The organism is Pseudoalteromonas sp. OANN1, assembly GCF_024124685.1.
Taxonomy (GTDB): domain Bacteria; phylum Pseudomonadota; class Gammaproteobacteria; order Enterobacterales; family Alteromonadaceae; genus Pseudoalteromonas; species Pseudoalteromonas piscicida.
Genome location: NZ_JAMXSE010000001.1, coordinates 81,401 through 99,681 on the forward strand (window position 1 = coordinate 81,401; position 18,281 = coordinate 99,681).

Here is an 18,281-nt window from a genome sequence, read left to right on the forward strand (position 1 = left end):
AACCCACTGCGAAAGCTAGCAATAGTAATTTTGGTTATTTGTTTTCTTTCTCACTCGGGATGAAAAACTCAACTTTACCACAAGCTTTACAGGCAAACATATCAAGTGCTTGTCTACTAACAAGTAACTCACCCAAATTACCTAAAGCCCCCCATCGTGATCCTTCATGGAACTCTTTGGAGCCCAATTTCACCATAGAGGAGTCACAACGAAGGCATTGTAATGACGGACTTTTTAATTCTGGTAAGCTCTCTTTTCCTTTCTCACAACCACAGTTCCAACAAACTTCAAAACTTGTTTCTTCAATCTCAGTACTACAATTTTTGCATTTCCAACTCATGATACCTCCTAGTATATGCTTAAGTCTGCAAAGGCGACGCTCAACATATTCAATATGGTCTGCCATACTTTGAAACTACATTCGCTTGTCATTTTGACTGTCCAACTTGCTCATACTTTTCAACAATCGCATTGGCAATATCATTTAATTTCCCTTGCGTGTTGTTCGCTGAAACATTTGTGGCAATAAATATTCCTAACTTCTGCTTTGGATAAAGCGCAAGCCAAGTGGAAGTACCTATAGAGCCTCCACTGTGATAGAACATAGGATTAGCTGAGTGATACTCGTATGTATTCCAAAAAAATGCATGGCCATGTTCACTGCTGGTTTCTGTTAATAAGGTGCGCGACAACAGCACTTCTTCTGCTTGGGTGCTGAGTAAATACTGCATATAATCGGCAATCGAAGCTGCAGTGGATGTTAGTCCGCCTTCAGCAAACGAGTGTGGACTGAGTAACGGTGCAATTTTGCCGTTTCTATCTACCCCTCTCGTTATTTTACTTATCTCACTGGGCTCTAAACGAAACCTTGTGTGTTCTTCACCCGATTGTTCCGTGATCAATTGCGCAACAAGTGTAGATAATGGTTGGTTATACACGTTTTCCAAAATATACCCTGTCAGGTTTGCGCCAACATTGGAGTATTGAAATGTCTCACCAGGCATTGAGGTAAGTTGGTACTGAGCTAAATCTTCAAAAAACTTCGCTTTTGAATAGTTAGAGAACAGCTCAAAAGCCTTGCCAGACTTTATATCTGCGCTTGTATATGCAAAATCTTGCGGTAACCCACTCCTGTGAGTCGCGAGATGACGCAAAGTGATAGGTTTGCCTAGATGCTGCAGGTTTTGATAATCACCATCCTGCAAGTACACCCTAATATCTTCATCTAGTTGTACTTTTTTATCTACTACCGCCTTGGCAAGCAACAACCCGGTATAAGTTTTAGTGATGGATGCAATTTCATACACGGTGTCATGGTGTGGCTTTGTACCATCAGGAAACTCGCCAAACTGTTTTTGATAGTTAAGCTTGTCATTCACAATGGCGATGGAGGCAACTTGTGCATTTTCCTCAATCAGAAAATCTGTTAGTTTTTTCTCAACAAATGCGTCAAAGTCTAGTTTGCTATCGTTGTTGCAGGCGGTTAAAACCATCAAAAAGAGCATCAAACAAATTAGGGTTAATGATTTCACTGAACGTAGCTGCATATTTACTCTGTCGCCTTGATTAATGTATGCCAATAGAAGGCTTTTATTTACTTTATTATCAACTAGCCGCACGGCTATTTTGACGTTTTGCAGCGCTTGCAAGTTATCCTCATTCGCCTCAAACGCCTTTGCTAAAGACTCATAGGCTTGCCAATACTTAGGTTGATATTCGGTGTAACGTTCTGCGACTTCTATCGCTTCTATGACTCGGCCTTGTCTAATCAAATACGTACTAATGAAGCCGAGCCTATTAACACTATTCCAACGAGTTGATCTTGGCAATATAGTAAAATTATAACGTTCTCTTAATTGGGCGTAGGTGTTATTAATATTTTGTAGAACATTACCAGATTTAGTCACAATATCGCGATGCTTCTTTTCCTTTTTTAGGTCGTCTCCAACAACAGCAAAAGTAAATAACTTAAGCTGCGGTCAGCGCACAGGTCTACTGGCGCTCACTTGTTTTCTTTAACTTTTGTAGCGTTTCTTGGTCAAGACCTGGCACAACTGTCGCTTGCGAGCTGTTTTGAAGTATTTTTTTGATAGACGTGCCATCCACATTTATAGAAAAGACATCATAAAAGCCAAATACATTCTCTGAAGCGAAATACACCTTTGTGCCGTCTGGAGACCAAGATGGATCCCATTCTTGAATGTCATTACGAGTAAGTCGCTTGTTATTGGCTCCATCAATATCCATGACATATACCTCCTGATTGCCATCTCTATTAGATAGATAGGCTATTTTTTTGCCATCTGGGGAAATTTGAGGAGACATGTTATCAGTGTCGTCTTGAGTGAGTTGAATAACCTCACTACCATCCAAATTGGCAATGCTAATTTGGCTTGGGCTGGCTTTAGATTGATATAGTAATCGCCCATCTGGCATAAATTCTGGAGCACGACCTTCAAGATTTTTAATTTGGCGCTGTTCACTACCATCTGCATTCATTAACCAAATTTCTTCTTGCCAAACGCCTTCCTTATTTTCATATTCTCTGCCAAACGCTATCGTCATTCCATCCAAAGACCAAGCAGGTGCACTATCCCACACATATTTTTTACTGGTTAATCTTTTCATATTGCGGCCAGTAATATCAACGGTATGAATTGACCATGTTTTGAAGTTATCGTATTTACCGTAAAAGGTGACTTTTTCTCCTGATGGTGAGACAGCAGGATAGCCGTCACTTGACGTGGCTTTCACGATCTTTACTGGCGATTTACCATCTTGGTCACTTAAGTAAATCGCTTTGTTATTACCGTCTTTAAAACCATATATAATACCATATGACTCTGTTGATGGTTCGCTATATGATTGAACTTCATGAATAAAAAACAACATAATGGTGGAAAAACAAGCCAGTTTTGAGATACCAATTTTTTTAACAAGCATTACTCAATCTCCCTTTTGTAGTTGTGTATCTAATTGGAAGACTACAGAAGTCTATCTACCAAAAACATGATGTTTTATTGATTTTTCGCTGAATTACACCTTTTGTGCTATCTTTCTGTAACAAAACGCAGATATTGCTATAAACCCTTACATTTATTGCGTAAAATAAATCAATAATCTCAGAACGCATACTCCCCTAACTCATTGATATTTAGACTCAATGAACAGAAAATGAATAAATTTACCAAAAACCACGTTATTTTCTTGATATTTTTTCACTTTTGCCTGTATTTTAGCTTTGATAATCTCCATTTTTTAGCTAATTTAACCCTATTTAGCAACAACATTGAAACAAGGTAATTCATGAAAAGAACACTTGCTGCCACTCTTATCGCTAGCGTGACTACTATTCCATCAGTAAACGCTATCGAGATATTCAAAGATGAAAAGAATAGTGTCACGATTGGCGGCTTTATCGATGCTCGAGTTATTAACACTCAAGGCGAGACTGAGTTGGTAAACGGCGCATCGCGTATTAACTTTGACTTTAAACGCCAATTGAAAAACAACTGGCAGGCCTTCGCATTACTTGAATGGGGTGTAAACCCTGTTGGTAGTAGTGATATTGTTTACAGCAACCGCTTCGAATCAATACAAGATGAGTTTTTATATAACCGATTAGGTTATGTTGGGATTAAGCACGATGAATACGGCCAAGTTACCCTAGGAAAACAATGGGGCGCTTGGTACGACGTGGTATACAGCACCAACTACAGCCTAGTTTGGGATGGTAATGCCGCAGGTGTTTATACCTATAACAAAGATGATGGTGCGATTAATGGCACCGGTCGTGGTGATAAAGTACTGCAATACCGTAATCAATTTGGTAAATTGAGCTTTGCTGTACAAGCTCAGCTAAAATCTGATGATTTTTATACTTGTGATGTCGTTGATATTTCCAGCAGCTCATGTGAAACCCTGTTTAATCAAGGGGATAGCGCAGCACAAATGGTAGAGTTTAATTCAACCTACGGCGCGTCACTTACCTATGCAGCAACAGAAAACTTAACCCTCACAGCCGGTGTTAACCGCGGCGAGTTTGATATTGTGTATGCTGCTGGTCGAAATCAATCGGTTAAAGATTTAATTTATGGTGTCGGCATTACCTATGGCGATTTCTATAAACCAGGTTGGTATGCAGCTGCAAACATCAATAAAAACGAAAACCACGATACAGATAACTTAGGGCGCTTAATCAAGGATGCCGTTGGATTAGAGTCGCTTGTTAGCTACCGTTTTGATAATGACGTGCGTACATTTATCGCTTATAACGTATTTGATGCGGGCGATGACTATGTGATCCAACCAAACTTTAATGCTGATCCTAATGATGTTTTTAAGCGTCAGTTTGCCGTGATAGGCGCACACTACTTTATGTCTGAAGACACTATTTTGTACATTGAAGCGCGTAAGGACTTTAGTGACTTCTCAAGCGCCGATGCAGCGCAAGAAGCACAAATGTCACAAACCGAAGACGACGGTATCGCCATCGGTTTCCATTACACGCTGTAAGACTAAGCACTGTAATAACAACTTCAAGTGCATCAAAGCTCATAACTTTCGTGATCTTTGATGCACAAACTTACAATGAGTTTAAAAATGCCAACACGGCTGATTTATCATTTGCTGACAAACTTTCGTAAGCCACCCTCGCTGCTTGCGCTTCACCATCATGCCATAAAATAGCTTCTTCAATCGTTCGCGCACGACCATCGTGCAGATAGCTTGGCTCAGCGGTACAAAACTCATTGCCTTGCCCACCTAACACATTATCAACACCACCTGTCACACAAGCAGACAATCCAATCCCCCATAATGGCGCTGTTCGCCACTCAGCACCGCTCGCGATGCTTTCACCTAAGTTATCCGCAAGGCCTGGGCCCATATCATGTAGTAATAAATCGGTATACGGATGGATCGTTTGCGCACGTAACTCCGCAAATGGATGATACTCACTGGTTTCAAATGTTGCTGTATGGCAACCTTCACAGCCAATTGAAGTAAAGCGTGCCTTTCCTAATTGTACCTCAGGGTCGTCAAGCCCACGCTGCGCTCTCACACCCAATAAAGCGATATATTTGCTTAACTCAGTAAGATGTTGATCAGACACTTCTACACCGCCAGCTCCGCAGCTTGATTGTGATGTCCCACAGTCAGGATTTGGAAATACCGAGTTGGTTACTCCCATATCCGTATTAAATGCACTAGCGACTTGGTGTTTAATTGATGCCGCCGCAGCTTTGTAGCCAAAGCGTCCTAACCGTGTTTGACCAGTAATAGGGTCGTTCACGCGCTGCGCTTTGCCCGAGATGCCGTCGCCGTTACTGTCGTTTTCATCCGCCAAGGCTAACACCGCACTCTCTGGTATCGCTTCAAGTAAGCCCAAGCCCACCAGCTGAGGCGCGATACGCGCTGAATAACGTGCTGGAGTGGTTTTACTAAATTGGTAATTGGGCGAACGCAAACCATTATTTTCAGTCCACGAGGCAATCGTTACATCTCCCTCGCCTTGTGTCTCAGTATCTATGCCTGTGTTTTTAGGCTGCAACACATTCCCCAATAAGGGATGGGTGTTGCCATTAATATCGGCCACTTTAAACACCCATTTTGCCAATGAGCCGCCAATAGCTGGTGGAGCCGCACGACCATTGCGAACATGGCAAGCTGCGCAACTGTCGTTGATATAGTGTGGCCCTGACTTTCCAACCACCGCACTAAACACGCCATTTTCTCCGTTGCGTTCATCGTGCTCACCATTAACAAAACTACTGTGGTGAACACGTCGCCCCTGAACAAATGCTTGTCCATTTTGGCTCGATAAATTGGTCGCCATTTGCATAAAGTGATTATCAGGCTCATTAGTGTAATTGTATGGCAATGTGGTTTTGCCTCCTAACCACCCCGCTTCTGCAATCGGGTAAGAATCTTCGCGTTGTGATGATGGATCAGCAAAGTCGCCAACGGTTTTCCATGGGACAAGCCCTTCACCTACCATGTATAAATACGTTGTACCATAATAATTTTCTCGTCCTTCTGGTGGCGCATCAAGAAATTGGCTAACTTCAAACTCCATGCGCTGACCAACTTCAAGAGGCAAAAAGCCTGCCGCAGGGTCCCAATTTAGCGGTCTGTAGTCATCAATGATCACTCTGTAACGATATTGATCACCTGAATCACTTATCTTATTAAAGTTCGTATCATAACTGCCATTATCAAGCTCAACGACCGCACCGCCACCAAAGTAATTACCGTGGTACTCAGCAACTGTGCCTAATCCACGATACCAAGCACGAAATTCGCGCGCACCGAGTTTCCATTCTGTAATAAAGGTCACTTCAATACGTGAGCCGCCTTTTGCAACAAAATCAGCGATTTCAAATTGCGCGGTACGATGCGTCCAGTAATGCGATAAATAATGGTCATAGATTTGAAACTGGTCTTCTTTTGCATGGCGGTCTCGACCGCGATCAGCAAAACGCGTAATTAGCGCATCTCCACGGTCATAACTCACTGCTTGCTCTAAAGGTGTTGTTGAATCATAAAGTGGCACAATAGTGCCAAAGCTGATCTCACAACCTTGGCTATCGACTTGGCGCCCCGTTGGTGTATTGGGACATTGGTCTAGATTATCTGGCACACCATCGTTATCGCTATCATTATTAGATGAACCAGCGATATTGAACTCAAGCCAGTTTAGATTTAACTCGCCACCCGCCATTTCAACACGAACGGTATGTACGCCCTCATTTAACGTAATCGACGCAATATTTTGACTAATAAAGGTTTGCCAGCCACCCGTAGCAGGCACAACGGTACTGGCAACTAGATTACCATTCACAAGAACGTTATACGCTCCGTTACCAACTTGGGAGGCAACGCGCGCGGTCAAGTTATAGCTTCCCGCGCCTAAATTAGCCTGATATTCAAGCCACTCTCCCGCCGACGTCCAACCCACGTTGTAACCACCGCCGTTGTCGCTGGTCAGCTCAATATCAACATCATCATTGCGATATTCGCCACCTGTATTTCCTGCATCGTTATCAAAATAGTTGCTGTAGTCTTCCGCTTCGATACGAAGTTGTTCAGTGATTAAAATGCTACATCCATCGGTGTTTACCACATCCCCCACAGGCGTATCTGGACACTGATCGATACCATCATTCACGCCATCACCATCGCTATCATTACCAGCTGAGGATTCTGAAAGTATATAGGCCTGCTCTGCGGTATCTACGACAGTTCCGTCCTCCTGTAGGTAAGTGAACCAAAAACTAACCACATCCCCCACTTCTAGCCCAGATATTGTGAGCTCATTGCGACCATTAATCACTTGCATGCGGACATTTTGCTGCACACCGCCGTTGACTCGATAATGAACATCCGCCCAGCCGGTAGTGTTAACATAGAAAGTTAAGGTATCCAGAGAGACCTGCTCCAATCCATCGGGTAAATTACTCAGTGGGCAGCCATTCGCATCAACTTCTTCATTTGGCTGAGTATTTGGACACTGGTCGACGCTATCCTCAACACCATCTTGATCGCTATCAACAGGCGCGCTACCGCCCCCTGTCCAGGTAATATCGTCAATTGCCATTTGAAAAGAATAGTTAGGTTCTTGCCCAGCGACAGAGACAATATTGAAGTGATTTTTAATTGATTGTAATGCCACTAAGCTACCCGCTAACTCAGTGATTGGAATACGTACTTCACCCCATTGACCATCACGAACAAGGCCATACTGATTGGTGTTCGCGGGGAATGTGATCCAGCTCTCATTTGTATAAGTGTCAGCAATGCCAATTCTAAAACTCACATCCGCAGGAATTTTAATCTTAAAATTTAAGTAACCATCCCTAAAGTTGCTCATATCTCGCGCTTGGCGGCTTTGAATACCGGCTCCAAACCACTGCGATGGCGAATACTGCCATGCAATCACCTCATTGCCTTCATAGGCAGGGGTATTACCCTGAGTGAGTGAGTTTTGGTTCCACACATAAATATCCGCGTTGCTTCCCGGCACTAACTGATTATCGCTTGACCCCTCACTAAAAACACCAAAGGTGCCAACTTCGGGCTTAGTGACATTGCCGCTGAACACTTCACCTTGACCATCTAGCTCATAAATACGCACATAATCCACCACCATTTTCCCAGGAAGTGGCGCGTTCACCTGTTCATTGCTAAGCGCGTCCGTAAATAACCCGCCGACAGCTAAATTCATCAATAGATAAAATGGCGCGTTGAATTCGTTTGACTCTTCACTAATGGCAAACGGGCTATCGAACATATCATATTCGACCCCATTATCCTCAACTGTGAAACGGATCGCCTCTTCGGTCCAATAAGTACGATAGATAACAAAGCGGTTGGTTAAGGGAGTTGAGGACAAATGTGCATTATCGGTTTTGTATGCCACACTTGCTGCACAGGTTGGATTACCTTCATTACAGGCGGCATCTGCATAAAAAATTAAGTTTGAGCCTGTATAGTTATTGCTTGGCGCACCGGGAAAGCCTGCATCATTGCGAGCGGCTTGAGATTGGCCCATCTCCATGATGTCGATTTCGCCTTTTGCCGGCCAGCTAGCTGTACTCGTTCCTAGCATCCAAAGTGCAGGCCAAAGCCCCGTGTCGACATCAGATACCTTCATTCTGATCTCTATCATGCCATATTGCACTGCAAGCTTATTCTTACTCTGGATCTTACCTGAGGTAAATGCCTTGCCCCCTATCGCCTGATTTTTTGCTTCAAGAACAAGGCCTTTGTTTCCTGCCTCGCCTACAATGTCGCTAATATAGACATTATTTTCACTGTACCATTGTAATTCTTGATTACCCCAACCACATATCCCTTGGTCACAACCGTCACCGACATCTATGTTCCATGTGTTGGTATCTAAATTATTAAAATTATCTTCCCAAAGTAAATTCCCCACAGCCGCGTTACTTTGCGAAGACGCACAAACAATCAGACTGATAACGCTAATGTTTGCGAGCTTAGCGATTAACTTGCTACTCGTTTTCACTTTATGTCTCCAAATGTAATGTATAAAACTGCTTTAGCGATCAACCACTAAAACACGGATCCTTTTAATCACTTCATAAACCGCAGAAATGAAAGCGCTTACATTTCAATCCATAACAACCCCGAACAATTGAAAAATATAGCGCTTTTCAAACACACGAGCTTTACTACACACCTTTCAGCGCGGTGTAATCGTATGTTGAATGTTAAACCTAACATGTAAGCGCTTACATTAACAAGAAAATAACAACAATTGTTATATTTTTTACTTTTATCAATCGATGGACTAACGACAAGCCGAGCGCTATGACCAAAGCACACTCAGGGAAATAAAAGACATACCGCAGAGGTTAACAGACGCGATGGATCTCATATTCAAAGAAAAGTGGACTGTTTTCATCATGCAATTGCTGGGAAAACCCCAGCTTTTTGAGCAACTGAATGGACGCATGGTTGGATTGCTCCACTCCCGCAATTAGGGTACTCCAAGACTCTACACTGATAACTGCCTGGATAAACCCTTGCAGCAATTCACTGGCGTAACCTTTGCCCCAGTGTTTTTCAGCCAATAAGTAACCGATATGCGCATCACTTTCGTTGTCAACATAAACAAACAAAAAGCCTATTGTCTCATGCTGCCCAAGCTTAACTTGCAGTAAGCGGCTCTCTGAACACATACGCTGAAACCAGTTTTCGGCCTGTTTTTCTGAATCAATACCATGAAAATAAGGGGGAAGGTTTTCAACCACATTAGAACTCAGGATATGGGGAATTTGCTCTATCAGCCTTTCACGCTCGAGTGCCGGAAAATCGTCGTTAGCCTCAATAATATGCAACCTTAAGGTCTGAAATGATAGTGCCATTAGCTCCCCTACTTTTTATCAACTCGATTGTTATCCTAATTAGGATACTAGCATTGCTTCTTTTAATGTGTAAGGCGTATACAGCTATTTGCTGCAACAATTGATTGAATATAGGTTGCACAATCAACAAGATTGACATGCACAAAAGTCTAGCGCTGTCATTTTTATTTACTTGATAAAAATTCAATATAATAAACAACTTAAAAAACAAACAACTAAAAGATCTACTGAAGTTATTTGCCATCCCTGCTTGAAATGTGTTGAAAAATTAAACACATTATTTAACAGATAAGTACTTAGAAATAGGTATTTATCTACATTACCGAATAATCAAAGATAACAAAATAACTGGATACAACATGAAACTGAAAAAAGTAAAATTAAAAAACCTTAACGCAAACAAAGCGCTAGATGCTAAACAAACGAAAGAAATAGCAGGCGGAACCGGCGCTTACAGTAAAGACTACGGCGCATGCTATACCACCCCTGAATTTTGCCCAACAGTTTACATCTGCTAAGTATGCCAAGCCCAGCAACTAGCTGGGCTTAGTTTTAAGTAAAAAGTAATTGAGAAATAGCGATAACTGAGAGTTATGGATCGAAATATTAGCTATTGTTATTCGCATATTTCCTGCTTCGAATAACTATAAAGGCCTTTAATGCCCAAGGAGCACTGATAGCGAACACAGTCATCAAAGCTGAACTCGTGAGAATAACCAGAATAATAGTTATGTTTAACTTGGATTTTTAATTTTCTGAACTAATGGGGAGCCAGTAAATATTCTAAGTTCATTCATCCGTCCCAAGCTCTTCATTTTCAGGCTACTTAGTGGTCGCTGCCTTTTTATAATACACACCAACTTCTTCGGTGAGTAAGGATAGGCTTTGTAGATTACTCTTTTCTTGATCTGTGAGAGAAAACCAAATAGGTCGGTTTGGCGGTAAGTATGGGGTCACTATCCTATTTATTGAATTCGATATTATCTTAAGGTGGTCAAACACTCTGACTTGGAATTTCTCCAGTCCATCAGTTCCTGATCTCGAATCAATCTCTAACATCACATTTTGCAGAGAAGGAAAATATAATTGATTACCGGGATGAACTGCGTTGTACTGCATCTTAAGTAATATTCCACTTAAATGACTAATGTTAATATTTTCACCTTGTTCAGCACCAAATTTAATATCTTGAAGAAGTAGATTTAGTTCAAGATTTGCTTTTCGCAGGGTCTGCTTTTGAACCTTTTCTTCAGCGGAACTTTTCTGAATCTCAGCATATTGCCAAGATACAAAACCGATCACTACAGAGGACAAAAACCAAAGTACAAAAGGCTGGTTTAATATTTCTAAAATTCTTCCTCGGCTCATTCCTAAACCTCACAATTAACACCGTGTAATGTTAATTTATCTTAGCAGAGTAATGGCAGAGCACATAAACGAAACAAATCGCTGTTTTCAGTGTAGCGCGTTATCAAATTTGAGAGAGTGCTTATTTCAACGTTAATTGCCATATAGAAGCCCGTGGTAATTCCGTACAACACTTCACCATGGCGTGCTGGCAAAATAGTGAGACAAATAGTCTATCAATGCCCTCACGGTTGGAGACATATACTTTCTCGAAGAATAGAGCACGTATATATTCATATCGTTTGGCTTCCAATCAGGTAGTACCGGCTTAAGCTCGCCAGATTTGATGTAGCGGTTAACCAAATAAGTGGGTTGAATTGCCAGACCAGCGCCATTTAACGCTGCGTGCAATAAAGCCGTTGCTTCGTTCGCAGTTAAACGGCAGTTTACGGCTACCGACTGTTGTGAGTTACCTTTGCGCAAATGCCAAATATGCTGCTGAAAATTCTTATACCCAAGGCACGAGTGCTCAGCTAGATCATCTGGCTTTTTGATTTCACTTGCATTCGCAAGGTATTGCGGCGACGCCACGATAACTGAGCTACATACTGCAATTGATTTACCAATCAAAGAAGGGTCCGGTGCAGAGGCAATACGAATAGCCAGATCTATCTGACTTTCAGTGAGATCGGCCACAGAATCTTGCAAATCAATGTCAATATTTACGTCAGGATGTGCTGACATAAACTGTTGAATAGCGGGCACTAGTTGAGAAAAGCCAAAAGACATACTGGTTGCTAGTCGAACCGTACCAGACAGTTTTCCGCTGGTATTCGCCAAGCCGGTTATGGTGTCAGCTTGCCTCAGCCACTGTCTTACTTCTTCCAAGCAGGACTCCCCTGCTGTCGTTAAAGACACTTTTCTCGTGGTGCGATGTAATAAACGAATGTTTAGCCAGCTTTCCATCGCTTCAATGTACCGAGTTACCATAGGGCGAGACATATCTAGCCTGTCAGCCGTCGCGGTAAAGCTACCTGTGATTGCAACGTCGGCAAAGACCTTAGCAGCGATGAGTTTATCCATTAATTTGCTCGATTTATGAAACAATGATGTTTAGTTTGGCATGTTTTTCTGAGCCTATCAATTTCATATCATCTGCTCCGTACTAAACCTATTGAGGCAAAAGATATGAAACACCTAACGTTGATAGCAGCATCGATTTTATTCGCAAGCAATGCGATGGCAGCAAACACCGCCCCACTTACACTGGATGTTTATAACGCTGACAAAAACAGCTTCCACGTTAACTCAACACTGGTGATTGGAGAGAGTGAAGCAATGGTCGTAGATACGGGTTTTACCAAAGCGGATGCACTACGCATAGCTGCCAAAGTACTCGACAGCGGCAAAACCCTAAAAACGATTTTTATCAGCCAAGCTGATCCGGACTATTATTTTGGCGCGGAAGTACTACACGCTTTGTTCCCAGAAGCTAAGATCCTAACCACAGCGGCCGTAAAAGCAGTGATTGAAGAAAAGCTCGCGGGTAAATTAGCATTCTGGACACCAAAAATGGGGGAAAATGCACCTGTTAAGCCATACATCCCAACAGTTGTAGAGGGAAGTACACTCTTTGTCGATGGGCACAAAATAGAGATCCACGGTACACAATCTGAGCTGGCACACCGCCCCTACTTATGGATCCCGTCAAGTAAAGCGGTTCTGGGCAATGTTGCAGTCTACGGTAATGTGCACTTATGGATGGCCGATGCGCAATCCCAACACAGTCAACAAGCGTGGAGCCGCCAATTAAAAGAGTTAAAAGCACTGAAACCAGAGATTGTAATACCTGGCCACATGAAAGCAGGCACCAAACTTGATGCAAGTACCATAAGCTACTCGCAGCAGTATTTAAGCGACTTCAGTCAGGCAAAAAGCAGCAGCAAAAATAGCGCTGAACTGATTGATAGTATGTCTGCACGCTACCCTGATGCAGGATTACCGATGGCGTTGGGTATTGGTGCTAAGGTACATATGGGAGAGATGAAATGGTAAAAGTGCACTACTTCTTCGACCCCATGTGTGGCTGGTGTTACGGTGCGACTTCACTGTTGGATGCGATTGCAGCCAACAGTGACTTCAAGCTTGAACTGCATCCTGGAGGTATGATTGCCAATCAATCTATAGAGAAAGCGTTCCGCAATCACATTCTCACAAGTGATGCGCGTATAGCCAGCATAACAGGCGCGCAGTTTGGCAAAGGTTACATCCAAAGAGTGAAAAGTAACGAGTCGATGATCCTTGACTCATACATCACCGCTCGTGCCATCATAACCGCTGAGCAATTAGGCATAGCGCCACTTAACATGCTTAAAACTATTCAGCATGCCCACTATGTAGCGGGCAAACAGGTTAACCGAGCTGAAGTCATAGAAGGACTCGCGGTAGAGCTTGGGCTAGATAAAAACCACTGGCAACGAGCTATGCTGGCAAATCAAGGTACTGAGCAAACAGAAATCGCGCAAAGCCGTCTATTAATGCAAAAGCTTCAGGTTACTGGCTACCCAACCCTTATCCTTGAAAAGCATGAAACGTTCGTAAAGCTTCCGCATACTGCCTATTACGGTAAGCCCGATGCTTGGCGCAAGCTAATTGATGACTATATACACTAGTTCTATGACAAGCCTTGGGGTTGAAATTGGAGCTACTGGTTACTCTAATGCGAGCCCCAAAAGGGGCTGCCGGCATATCCGCTACACAACTTTGACGTTGTCACACCAATTTGCATCTAGATTCCAACTAACTTTGCCTCTGAATTACCTAACTTTTTGGAATTGCCAATCCTTTAATTCGATAATGGACATGCTTTTATCAGCGGTTAGTTCGTAGAACTTACCCGGTCTAAGTTCTACTATAAATTCATTATCTGCTTGTCCACTGTAAACCTTGCTCTGTAAATCCCCCCAAGCAAGATGTAAATCGCCGTCTCTCTGTTTAATAGTCAACTGTCCAACATCCGTGTTTTCGTATACACCTTCAAGTGATAATTTAAGCGAAGGTGATATGCTCCGGCGTTTTGACAAGTCTTCTCTTTTTGCGGCAATTGCTGCCTTTGCTTTTTCAACATAAACAGCAAGATCAGTCATCTCCTCTTGATGGAATTCAATAAGCTTACTCACATCTTGATTAGTTAACATTTTATAAGCGATTTCAGTTATTCTGCCATTTAACTCATTTGCAATGAGTCCACTTTCGTTATGAACAACAACGACACCAAGGTTTTTTTCGGGAGCGTAAGATACTTGAACAGAAGCGCCATCAAATCCCCCTGTGTGCATTAACACACTTTCACCAGCGACTTTTGAGTGCATCCACCCCCATCCATAGCCGGAAAAATAGCTATCGATATCACTGACTAGTAGTTGTTGAGACGCTCTTACAACCGACTTGGGAAACGCTGAGCGCTCTGCATTTATTGGTAACAAGTGGGTTATCAACTTACCCCAATCATTTGGTCTGGCAAAGATACCCACTGAGTACAAAGTCGCATTGTTTTTATTCATATAAATCTCAGATTGACCACTTCGAAATTTATATGAATATGGGCTTGGAATAGGCCAATTTTGCAATCTCGCTTGGTCAACATCTGCTGTTGAATTTTTCATTCCTGCTGGTGAAAGCACTAGCTCTTTAATCGCGTTGGGCCATCCTCCTTCATAGTTCTTATCAAACCATATAGCTAAAAGATTGTATCCAAGGTTTGTGTAACCAAACTCACCTTTTTTAATTTTTGGGTGCTGTTTTAGCGAGGAAACAAAATGAAGCCGTTGCTTTTTGTCATGGTTTCCGGTGTAAGAAAAAGTCCATGTCATCGCGTCATTTGTTAACCCAGAGCGATGAGACAATAAATCTCTGACTGAGTAGTTGTCAGGATTGATATAAGAAAACTTAACGTTTGGAAATAGCTGCCTCAAGGTAGAGTCCTTAGAAAGCAAACCTTCTTTTTCAGCCTGTAATGTCGCCAGCCCCATTATCGCTTTAGTTGTCGAAGCGAAGTAGTAAACCGAATTTGTATCGACAGGGATCTGCTTTTCAACATTCGCCATACCAACGTGAACTTCGTGAGTAATTTGACCACCCTTAATCAATACAACGGATGTGCCTGAAACCGACTTAGTCACGGACTTGGCTTTAACGATAAAGTTGTCTAAAGGCGTATATTCTGACGCTACACTGACAGAGCTGATGAAACAAAGTAAATAAACGAAGCAAACAAAAGTTTTACTAGGCATGTAATTCCCTTCTGAATAGATAAGTGCTGCATTGTGCGTTATAGTGTACACAATATCACTGTACGCAATAACGCACAACATAATGAAAGTTAAATCGGAAATTTCCAAAAACCTAGGTGTTAGATTAAAAGACATCAGAAAAGAGAGAGGCCTAAGCCTAGATAAATTGGCCAACATGACCGGCATCTCCAAGGCGATGTTAGGACAAATTGAAAGGTTTGAGTCTAGTCCAACAGTTGAATTATTGTGGAAGTTGGCGCAGGGTATTGGCATAGAGTACACAATGTTACTTGATCCGAGCGACCCGCAGAATTCGAATAACTCTATCAACCAAGAAGGCTCTATATTTGCTCCTGTTTATTCATCTAACGGGAGCAAAAATACCGAGGTGTTTGTCATTTCTCTCATTCCAAATGATGAACACTTAAGAGAGCCGCATGATAATGTTGCAGAAGAGCTTGTTCATGTTCTAGAAGGTCAACTTGAAGTTTTTTATGACGGTGCTTGGCATCTCCTTAAAACTGATCAGAAAACCAAGTTTAGTGCTGCGCAAAAGCATGGTTATAGAGCTTTAGATTCTGCTACAAAGTTTATTAACGTCATAGTTTATAAGTGAATTTCATTTTAACGAATTTTTGCCGATTGGCTTTACACAAGCAGTCTCTGATATTTTAGACTCTGGAGTATTGTAGTTGCGCCCGTTCATCACTATCTTCAACTTTTGAGCGTCATACAAAATGTGAGACTTACCCAAGCTATCGATACTCAATTACACATTTATGTTAATTCTAGGATATATTGCCTCGTTCATTTTCATTGCAAACAGCATTGGGTGGCTATTCACTTTGTCCTCAAGTGTATGATAATCCTGACCAAAGCCCGTATCATGGAATTGGTTTTCGAAGCTTTTACTTAACTCATTCAACCTAATATTGCCATAAAGATCCTTTGCTTCTATGCCTTGCCGATCTGCACCAGAGAATCGAACAATTTGTGCAAGTCCTTCATGTACCTGTTTATAGGCACTTTTTAGCTTATTGTTTTCGTTAATTATAGACTCAAGATCCTCACGCAATTTACCGTCTACACTTCCACCAACAAGTTTTAGTGTGCCATCTTCCTCTTGCGATAAATCTAAAGAACTCAAATCAATTCCTGGATTTAAGCTACTTTGTTCTTTTTTAAATTTTTCAAACTCGCTTAAGGTGGTTGCAAACGCCTCTTGCGTCTCTCCCATCACTTTATAATTTTGTTTGCTAATCTCAAAAGTTTCTTGTTTTAATTTTTGGATTTCTTCTTCAGTTAATACTGGCGTATTTTCGGCTGACAATGCCGCAGCGTTCATCTCCTTCTCTGGTGCTTGAGGTTCGATGTTATGCGCCTTAGCCTCATTTTTAGCGGTTAAGTTACTGGCTAAATTGACCTGCGAATTAACTAGTGGTGAATTGATCTTCACTGTTTCAGTCCTTGATAGTGGTAAATGTCTAATTTAGAAAACATTAACATTTGTGCTGATTTTCTCAAGGAGAAAAGAAAACAACATTTACGACCGCTTTTAAAAGACTAAAATACTGTATAAGACATGCTGGCATAGAGAAAGTTAACTCTATGCCACTTTAATGAGGAAGTTAAGGTATAGGTCAGTTGTGATATTTTCACTACACAAACCAGATTTTAGTGACACAAAACTGCCTTACTCTTTTCAATATTAACGGCTAGACAATTAAGAAATTAATTCTTCGTAAATCGTCATCATTGGGCGAACTTCTATATCCCATTGCTGACACATCTATTTCGCTTTGGTTAGCATTTACTGCAAGGCTCTTTACGCCTTCCTGAGGATCTTTAATACTCAATATTTCCAAAGTACCGAGTACGTTACCGCTGTCTCCGCCAATAAAATCAATATCTAACTCACCATGATGGCCTGTTTTGGCGACCACCTGAAAGACGCCATGTTCACCTCGAGGGATGACTTTACCATCAATTGAACTGCCATCACCCTCAACCCAAGAGTCTCGAGTGACTTTCGTAGTAATTGATTGATTTGTTCTATTCTTAATTGTGACATTCGCTGGACTGGACATAAACAAACTCCTTCTTTCGAACTTGTGCTTGAAGACCTTCCCTCAAGCTGCGCACAAAGTATAGAAACGAAAAATGAGTAAGGACATTACAGCGCATTACAAAAAGTACTGATGGTATTTGCCATATTTTTACCCAGTGATAAACACATAACAAATGATTGAAACAACTTACTGGCGTCTGAAAATAACCCTGTGTTGGCTTCCATTTACTCGAGCAAAAGCTGCCAAGCAAACGTAATGCGATTCATCCATGGCAAACTTTTAATGTGCGACTGACTTATAACGTAATCAAGTAAGGGATCGAATACACCATATTCGCTAAGCAACACAGGTACTTCAATCAATAAGCCTGAATTATCCGTTTTAACTTGCGCAAGAACTTTGACTAACACGGTAACTAAACCAATTAGTGCTGAAGAGTTTTAGTAGATTAGTATAAGAAATGCTATTGTTCTAATGAACTGAGATCTAGTTTTTTACTTTAAAAAGATAGGAATTAGTATGTTTTAGTATACTTTTGAGTACTATAAATAAGACTTACACTTCAAACAACACATATTGGAGTTTGTAGTGACTTACAAATTTATAGTGGAAAGTGTACTAAACATACAAAATACAATTAAAACAATAAGATATGGTAGTAAAAAATTAGTACCCAAAAAAAA

Annotated in this window: 16 protein-coding genes; 5 read left to right on the plus strand and 11 right to left on the minus strand. The window is 41.6% G+C overall.

What is annotated here, in order from left to right:
• Positions 1-34: 34 nt before the first annotated feature.
• The 3 genes from NH462_RS00420 to NH462_RS00430 form a co-directional block, all read right to left on the minus strand.
• Entirely contained in the window at positions 35-340 is a 306-nt protein-coding gene (locus NH462_RS00420) for a hypothetical protein (RefSeq protein WP_253103167.1), read from the minus strand.
• 88 nt (positions 341-428) lie between these two features.
• Positions 429-1,772, minus strand: a complete 1,344-nt coding sequence (locus NH462_RS00425) for a serine hydrolase domain-containing protein (RefSeq protein WP_253103169.1) — start codon at positions 1,770-1,772, stop codon at positions 429-431.
• 220 nt (positions 1,773-1,992) lie between these two features.
• Positions 1,993-2,943, minus strand: a complete 951-nt coding sequence (locus tag NH462_RS00430) for a DUF5050 domain-containing protein (protein ID WP_253103171.1) — start codon at positions 2,941-2,943, stop codon at positions 1,993-1,995.
• 363 nt (positions 2,944-3,306) lie between these two features.
• Here NH462_RS00430 and NH462_RS00435 point away from each other — a divergent pair, with 363 nt between their 5' ends.
• Positions 3,307-4,515 carry a porin gene (locus tag NH462_RS00435; RefSeq protein WP_253103173.1) on the plus strand — a complete coding sequence of 403 codons (1,209 nt, stop codon included), beginning with the start codon at positions 3,307-3,309 and terminating at the stop codon, positions 4,513-4,515.
• A gap of 70 nt (positions 4,516-4,585) precedes the next feature.
• Here the strand turns inward: NH462_RS00435 and NH462_RS22850 are convergent, their stop codons facing one another.
• Together NH462_RS22850 and NH462_RS00450 are read right to left on the minus strand one after the other, a co-directional pair.
• Positions 4,586-9,028 (minus strand): di-heme oxidoredictase family protein, encoded by a 4,443-nt coding sequence (locus NH462_RS22850; protein WP_366033061.1) that lies wholly within the window; start codon positions 9,026-9,028, stop codon positions 4,586-4,588.
• Positions 9,029-9,377: 349 nt separating this feature from the next.
• Complete coding sequence (locus NH462_RS00450) at positions 9,378-9,890, minus strand: GNAT family N-acetyltransferase (RefSeq protein ID WP_010377451.1); 513 nt, start codon at positions 9,888-9,890, stop codon at positions 9,378-9,380.
• Positions 9,891-10,249: 359 nt separating this feature from the next.
• Here NH462_RS00450 and NH462_RS00455 point away from each other — a divergent pair, with 359 nt between their 5' ends.
• A complete protein-coding gene (locus NH462_RS00455) occupies positions 10,250-10,408 on the plus strand; it encodes a hypothetical protein (protein WP_019647551.1) in 159 nt (52 codons plus the stop codon).
• Between the two features lie 304 nt (positions 10,409-10,712).
• On the opposite strand, the gene NH462_RS00460 is transcribed toward NH462_RS00455, so the two are convergent.
• Positions 10,713-11,258 (minus strand): hypothetical protein, encoded by a 546-nt coding sequence (locus tag NH462_RS00460; RefSeq protein WP_253103175.1) that lies wholly within the window; start codon positions 11,256-11,258, stop codon positions 10,713-10,715.
• Positions 11,259-11,432: 174 nt separating this feature from the next.
• Positions 11,433-12,320 (minus strand): LysR family transcriptional regulator, encoded by an 888-nt coding sequence (locus tag NH462_RS00465; protein ID WP_253103177.1) that lies wholly within the window; start codon positions 12,318-12,320, stop codon positions 11,433-11,435.
• A 105-nt stretch (positions 12,321-12,425) separates the two neighbouring features.
• On the opposite strand from NH462_RS00465, the gene NH462_RS00470 reads away from it, so the two are divergent.
• Both NH462_RS00470 and NH462_RS00475 read left to right on the plus strand, forming a co-directional pair.
• Entirely contained in the window at positions 12,426-13,292 is an 867-nt protein-coding gene (locus NH462_RS00470; RefSeq protein WP_253103179.1) for an MBL fold metallo-hydrolase, read from the plus strand.
• Positions 13,286-13,909 carry a DsbA family protein gene (locus NH462_RS00475; RefSeq protein WP_253103181.1) on the plus strand — a complete coding sequence of 208 codons (624 nt, stop codon included), beginning with the start codon at positions 13,286-13,288 and terminating at the stop codon, positions 13,907-13,909. Before NH462_RS00470 ends, NH462_RS00475 begins: the two co-directional genes overlap by 7 nt.
• A 144-nt stretch (positions 13,910-14,053) precedes the next feature.
• Here NH462_RS00475 and NH462_RS00480 read toward each other — a convergent pair whose 3' ends face one another.
• Complete coding sequence (locus NH462_RS00480) at positions 14,054-15,529, minus strand: serine hydrolase (RefSeq protein WP_253103183.1); 1,476 nt, start codon at positions 15,527-15,529, stop codon at positions 14,054-14,056.
• An 82-nt stretch (positions 15,530-15,611) separates the two neighbouring features.
• Between NH462_RS00480 and NH462_RS00485 the strand changes: the two genes are divergently transcribed.
• A complete protein-coding gene (locus NH462_RS00485; RefSeq protein ID WP_253103185.1) occupies positions 15,612-16,145 on the plus strand; it encodes an XRE family transcriptional regulator in 534 nt (177 codons plus the stop codon).
• Between the two features lie 153 nt (positions 16,146-16,298).
• On the opposite strand, the gene NH462_RS00490 is transcribed toward NH462_RS00485, so the two are convergent.
• The 3 genes from NH462_RS00490 to NH462_RS00500 all read right to left on the minus strand — a co-directional run bounded on the left by NH462_RS00490 (position 16,299) and on the right by NH462_RS00500 (position 18,008).
• A complete protein-coding gene (locus tag NH462_RS00490; protein ID WP_253103187.1) occupies positions 16,299-16,985 on the minus strand; it encodes a hypothetical protein in 687 nt (228 codons plus the stop codon).
• A 259-nt stretch (positions 16,986-17,244) separates the two neighbouring features.
• The gene (locus NH462_RS00495; protein ID WP_253103189.1) at positions 17,245-17,616 is read right to left on the minus strand and encodes a hypothetical protein; all 372 of its coding nucleotides are present in this window, start codon (positions 17,614-17,616) and stop codon (positions 17,245-17,247) included.
• Between the two features lie 206 nt (positions 17,617-17,822).
• Positions 17,823-18,008 (minus strand): hypothetical protein, encoded by a 186-nt coding sequence (locus NH462_RS00500; RefSeq protein WP_253103191.1) that lies wholly within the window; start codon positions 18,006-18,008, stop codon positions 17,823-17,825.
• Positions 18,009-18,281 lie beyond the last annotated feature (273 nt).